This is a genomic window from Psychromonas sp., assembly GCF_047632995.1.
GTDB lineage: Bacteria > Pseudomonadota > Gammaproteobacteria > Enterobacterales > Psychromonadaceae > Psychromonas.
The window spans coordinates 1-6,333 of record NZ_JBLIEK010000159.1 but is presented as its reverse complement, the minus strand read 5'-3'; the positions used below and the strand labels follow the sequence as shown (position 1 = coordinate 6,333).

3 protein-coding genes are annotated in these 6,333 nt (G+C 38.6%); 2 read left to right on the top strand and 1 reads right to left on the bottom strand.

What is annotated here, in order from left to right; all coding sequences use genetic code 11:
- Positions 1–745 (bottom strand): aromatic amino acid DMT transporter YddG (gene yddG, locus ACJAT7_RS17115; RefSeq protein ID WP_415228015.1); only part of this gene is annotated, 745 nt, incomplete at its 3' end.
- A 793-nt stretch (positions 746–1,538) separates the two neighbouring features.
- On the opposite strand from yddG, the gene ACJAT7_RS17110 reads away from it, so the two are divergent.
- Both ACJAT7_RS17110 and ACJAT7_RS17105 read left to right on the top strand, forming a co-directional pair.
- Positions 1,539–3,881: a diguanylate cyclase gene (locus tag ACJAT7_RS17110; protein WP_415228014.1), complete on the top strand. Its 2,343-nt coding sequence runs from the start codon at positions 1,539–1,541 to the stop codon at positions 3,879–3,881.
- 393 nt (positions 3,882–4,274) lie between these two features.
- Positions 4,275–5,441 (top strand): nucleotide sugar dehydrogenase, encoded by a 1,167-nt coding sequence (locus ACJAT7_RS17105; protein ID WP_415228013.1) that lies wholly within the window; start codon positions 4,275–4,277, stop codon positions 5,439–5,441.
- The last annotated feature ends 892 nt before the right edge of the window (positions 5,442–6,333 follow it).

The window sequence follows — 6,333 nt, the reverse complement described above, 5'->3', positions numbered from 1 at the left end:
GGGTGGCCAGAAGCATCATATTGCCGCCAATAATACCTATATTCCATAATGCATATCCGCTGCCCATCGCGACGCCCGTTATTAATAAGTCAATCGCCGCGCCTGATGTGAAAACGATGGCAGGTTCATCACTCATAAAATAGGTGATCCACAAAGCCACCGCGGTCGCTATAAAGAACCAGGTAATGGCATTCTTTCCGTTGGCAAGTCGCTTGGTGATATTGCAGTAAAACGCCCAAATAAAAGCACCACTCAACGCCATTGAATAACTTAAAGGGTTTGTCGCTATATTGCCGGCCAATTGACTAATCGAAATTCCTCCATCACCACTCACCGTCCAAGCCACACCGAAAAACGACAGGGCTATCGCCGGATAAAGTCTTTTATCAACAGGATTTTTACTGGTAAACACTGCGAGCAATACCACTAAAGAGGGCCATAAATAGTTAATTACGCCCATTTCGACCGCTTGAATTCGATTATTAGCCATTCCCAACGCAAGCGATAAGCAAATTTCATAGCTGACAAACAGTGTCCCGCCGATCGATAGGTATTTTAATGAGAAGCCTTTAAATCGAGGCGCACCAATGAAGATCAAAAGAAACAAAGAACTCACTGAATAAATCATTGCAGCACCACCAATTGCGCCTAATTGCTCTGCCACATTGCGCACTAGTCCTACCGTTGTGCTCCATATTAAAATGGCTAAGCAGCCTGCAAGCGTGTATTTACGTATGTCAGTCAAGATAATTCCCTTAGCGCTTGTGTACCGCATTTGATAGATAATGCAGGCTAACAAATGCGGCTTGGTATATGAAGCAAAAATAAATACGACTCACGATGAGAGAGGGATAAACGAGCCCTTATTTTTCTGGAAGCATGCGGCGCAGATCAATTTTGAAATTCCGCTAAACTTTGCTTAACGTACGCAAAGGAGGGTAAATAAGCGTCATGGCTAAGATGGTTTTGGATATATGCAATGTGCAAAATTTGCACATTGCTATGCTGGCTATCTAAATTGAAATTGGTAGGGAAACTTATGAAGAGAGGATTTATACAGCAATGGCCGGGGATCTCGAAAAGTTAAATAGTTTCCGATGGTCAAATATATGGCCAGCGATGTTTCTGTTAATCTGATTATTAATAGCGTAGCGCTGATCATGAACGCTTGTTTACAAAAACAGGGCATTTTTATTCCAGGGCGGTTGGCGACTTGCACTTTTGCTGCAGGATCTTGATACTAGCACTGAATGCTTAGACAGCGATTTACGTGGTATGTATGTTTAATTCTAACTGGTTTGTTGCTGACATTGTGATATAGCGGTAAAAACAGACAATAAAGCATAAACTAAATGCTTTCATCTATTGTAATATAGACCGACTGATAATTATTTGTACTGCCGTATCAATAAATTCACCTAGTCTTAATAGCATGAAAAAAATGGTAGGAACACTGACTAGAGGTGATTTTAGATTTGTTAATAAAAGGATTTCTTTTGCCTAAAAGTCTAAGAATTTTTTTGTGCCTTTGTGCTTTATTGAGTCATCAATTATGTGCAGGTGAATTAAAATCGGTAACGCTTCAACCCTCTTGGTTAGAGCAATTTCAATTTTCTGGTTATTATATTGCCAAAGAAAAAGGTTTTTATAATGACGTTGGATTAGACGTTACTATCAAACCTTATCAATTTGGGGTAGATGCTGTACAACAAATTAATGATCGAGAAATTGATTTTGCCGTTGGTTACGAGAAATTAATAGCTGAAATGGCTCAAAACAAAAAAATTGTTATTTTGTATGCACTTTTTCAATCCAGTCCAATTGTCCTGCTCAGCACTAAAGAATCAAAAATCAATACCATCAATGAGTTTGTCGGTAAAAAAATAATGGCCACAAGCAATGATATTAACCAAGCCTCATTAAAAGCGATGCTGAATTCCAACCATATACAGTTAGAAGATATAAACTTAATACCCCATTCGCATAATATAAATGATTTGGTCAATAAAAAAACCGATCTGATCAGCGCTTATATCTCCAAAGCCCCCTACGAGTTAAGCAAAATGGGGGTGGAATATAATCTTTTTAATCCTAAAGATTATGGTTTTGATATGTACAGTGATTTTTTATATACAAGTGAGGAGTTAATTGCACAAGATATAAACACAGTTAAGGCATTTAAAGCCGCTTCGTTAAAAGGTTGGCAATATGCATTTTCCCATATAGATGAAACGGTCGATTTAATCTTAGCTAAATATAATGAGCAAAATTTAACAAAAGAAGAGCTTCTGTTCGAAGGGGCAGAGCTTAAAAAATTAGCACTTTTTAACACCAATGCGATAGGAACAATAGACGAAAATAAATTAAACCGAATTTGGGATGTTTACAAAATATTAGGGGTAATAAAGGGGGATCTTGATGTTGGGCATCTTGTTTTTGATGACAAAAATCCCAGATTAATATTAACTAAAAAACAAGAAGCCTATTTACAACAAAAAAAACAGATCACCATGTGTATCGACCCAAATTGGTTGCCCTATGACGGTTTTGATCAACAAGGCAAGCATATTGGTTTAAATACGTATTTTATTAATATTTTTAGAAAGCAGTTACCTATCCCCATTGAAATAGTCCAAACCAGCTCTTGGAATCAATCCCTGCAATTTGCACAGCAGAGAAAATGTGATCTGCTCTCTCTAGCTGCAAAAACACAAGAGAGAGAAAAATATCTTAACTTTACCTCCCCTTATTTAGTAACCCCTCGTGTGTTAGTTACTAAACCCCATGCCCCGTTTATAGATAATTTCACTTACTTGGAAAATAAAAAAATAGGTGTGCCAAAAGGTTATGCGCAGGAAGAACTGCTCCGTAAAAAATATCCGAATATCATAATAGTAGAAGTTGATACAACAATAGATGGGCTTGAAAAAGTGGTAAATGGCGAACTCTATGGCGTTATAAGCGGGCTTAGTGTCGTCTCTGGACTATTACAGAACCGTTTTCTCGGGCAACTCAAAGTCAGCGGACAATTTGAGCAAAAAACAGAATTTGGTATTGGGATAAGAAATGATGACATATTACTTTTGCAGGTTTTTGAAAAACTGGTAAATAATTTATCAGAAGAAACAAAACAGGAGATTGCTGACAAAAATAGTTTTATTAAATATGAAGATGCGTTCAACTACGGATTGTTATGGCAGATACTATTTGTTCTTTTTTTAGTCACTGCCATTTTTTCATATAGACACTGGCTGCTAACTAATTTAAATAAACAATTAAACAGAAAAATAACAGAGAAAACCAAAGCATTACAGGAGCTTAATGAGGACCTGGAACGGAAAATAAAGGAGCGAACACAAAAGATAGAGCATGCGAAAACGCTATTAGAAAATGTCGCTTTTAAAGATAATTTAACCGATATTTTTAACCGCCATTACCTTTTTGAAACATCACCATTGCTTTTAACTTTATCTGATGAGATGCAGGAACCCTTATCACTCTTGTTTATTGATCTTGATTACTTCAAAAAAATCAATGATACCTATGGACATCTGATTGGCGATAACATATTGAAATTTTTTGTAGAAAACACCCAACAAAGATTAAGAGCCGATGATGTTTTTGTTCGTTTCGGCGGTGAAGAGTTTATTATTTTACTGCCCAAAGTAAACCTTGAAGAAAGTTTGATTGTCGCAGAAAAACTACGACTCAGTATGGAGCAAAACCATTACCAACAAAATGGTATGGATATTGCTCTCACCATTAGCATTGGTGCTAGCGAGTACAGGAATAATGAGACGTTAGAACAATTACTCGGTCGAGCTGATTCTGCATTGTATAGCGCAAAAGAAAACGGCAGAAATCAAGTTACAAAAAATTAACCTCCTAGATATTCTCCTTCTTGCTATAAGCGCCGTACTCTCGGGCAGTCTGAAGACTGCTGAGCTGATTAATAAGTTTGTTAGGGCTTTTTGAGGATAATATCGGCTATTCACCATGCGCTCATTGGGCTCTGCACCAGAGTTACGCGGTTATGTTGAGGCTGAGAATTATTGAGATAAGTGAGAGTGTTAATAAATAGTCTGAAAAATATTCAAACGCTGTAACGTGTATTGAGATATCCTCGGGGCACGAGTTTAGTTTAGAATGTTTCGCCACTCGCCGCTATTTCAGTTTGTTTATTGATAGACGTATTAACTTCCGTCAATGGCCATTTATATTATTTTTTAAGACATTCATTTTTATGGATGTTTTTTTGTAGGATTTATTCGATTATGAAAATTGCTATCGCAGGTACAGGCTATGTAGGCCTTTCAAACGCAATGCTTTTGGCGCAACACCATGAAGTGGTTGCAGTTGATATTATTGCAGAAAAAATTACTCTTCTAAATAATAAACTTTCCCCCATTGCTGATACGGAAATTGAAGAGTTTCTAAAAAACAGAGATCTTAATTTCACCGCAACGCTCGATAAACAGCTGGCTTATCAAGATGCTGAGTTTGTTATTATTGCTACGCCGACAGATTATGATGCTGAAACTAATTATTTTAATACTTCTTCTGTGGAAGCTGTGATTAAAGAGGTGATGGCGATTAATCCACAAGCTGTGATGGTGATTAAATCCACTGTACCTGTGGGTTATACCAAACAGGTAAAAGAAAAGTTTGCTTGTGACAATATTCTATTTTCACCTGAGTTTTTACGGGAGGGGAGTGCTTTGTACGACAATTTATATCCTTCTCGTATTATTGTCGGTGAGCAGAGTGAACGTGCGAAAGTTTTTGCTGATCTATTAGTGCAAGGCGCAGTTAAAGAAGAGATAAATGTACTGTTTACCGATTCAACCGAAGCGGAAGCGGTTAAGTTATTTTCTAATACCTACCTTGCGATGCGCGTTGCTTATTTTAATGAGTTAGATTCATATGCTGAAACGCATAACTTGAATACCAAGCAGATCATTGAAGGTGTAGGGTTAGATCCGCGTATTGGCAATCACTACAATAACCCCTCTTTTGGTTACGGTGGTTACTGCCTGCCAAAAGATACCAAACAGCTTCGTGCTAACTATGCGGATGTGCCGAACAGTATTATCGGTGCGATTGTTGATTCAAATACTATGCGTAAAGACTTTATTGCCGATTCTATTATTAAGCGCAATCCGAAACGTGTGGGTATCTACCGCTTAATTATGAAGTCTGGCTCTGATAATTTCCGTGCATCCAGTATTCAGGGAATTATGAAGCGCCTGAAAGCAAAAGGGATTGAAGTGGTGATTTTTGAGCCTGTGCTTAAAGAAACCGAGTTTTTCCATTCTAAAGTGTTAACTGATTTAGAAGAGTTTAAAGCCACCTCTGATGTGATTGTGTCGAACCGTATGGCACAAGAGTTAGCGGATGTTGCAGATAAAGTCTATACGCGGGATCTGTTTGGCGCCGATTAGTCATCCTCATCGTCATCCTCAAATTGTTCTGTTGAGGATGCGTTATGGCGCTATTGGATCTGGGGTAAGGGCACGCAGAGCTTAGCCCGTTCATGACACTGAACTGTCGTTCAATTCACTTCCCGATAGGACAACTCGGGAATGACGGTAGGGGTTACGTCGTCATCTGCAATGACTTTACTCCGTCATCCTCAAATTGTTCTGTTGAGGATGCGTTATGGCGCTATTGGATCTGGGGTAAGGGCACGCAGAGCTTAGCCCGTTCATGACACTGAACTGTCGTAAATGACTCCGGGCGTCCTGCCCTCCGCCTTTCAGGTCGTTGTCGTAAACTCCAACGTTCAAATTTGTTCCTGACAAATTTGTCACTTCCCGATAGGACAACTCGGGAATGACGGTAGGGATTTTACTCCGTCATCGTCAAGGTGTTCCACTCCGTCATCGTCAATGTGTCTATCCGTCATCGTCAAGGTGTTCCACTCCGTCATCGTCAATGTGTCTATCCGTCATCGTCAAGGTGTTCCACTCCGTCATCGTCAATGTGTCTATCCGTCATCCTCAAGGTGTTCCACTCCGTCATCCTCAAGGTGTTTTGTTGAGGATCGCCTGCGTAGAGGAACTGCAAATGTGTGGTAAAACTCACTTAAACACGGCTGTATATTTGCAGATAATTGCTTGTTTGTTTTTCAAACAACTTGACTTTCATTTTAGAATCTATAAAGTGTCCATCAGCAAGAAAGAAAGCCTTTTGTTTACATTCTCCATACCGTCGTTTTATTAATAATACCACGCTTTGTAGTTTTTAAGTTCCAGTCTGTTTTTACGCTATCAAGCCTATTAAGGCAATCCAACATTAAAATTACAAGGTATTAATATTATGTCTAAAGTTCAA

Coding starts and splice junctions, on each gene's coding strand:
- ACJAT7_RS17105 (WP_415228013.1), top strand. CDS start 4,275: ATGAAAATTGCTATCGCAGGTACAGGCTATGTAGGCCTTTCAAACGCA.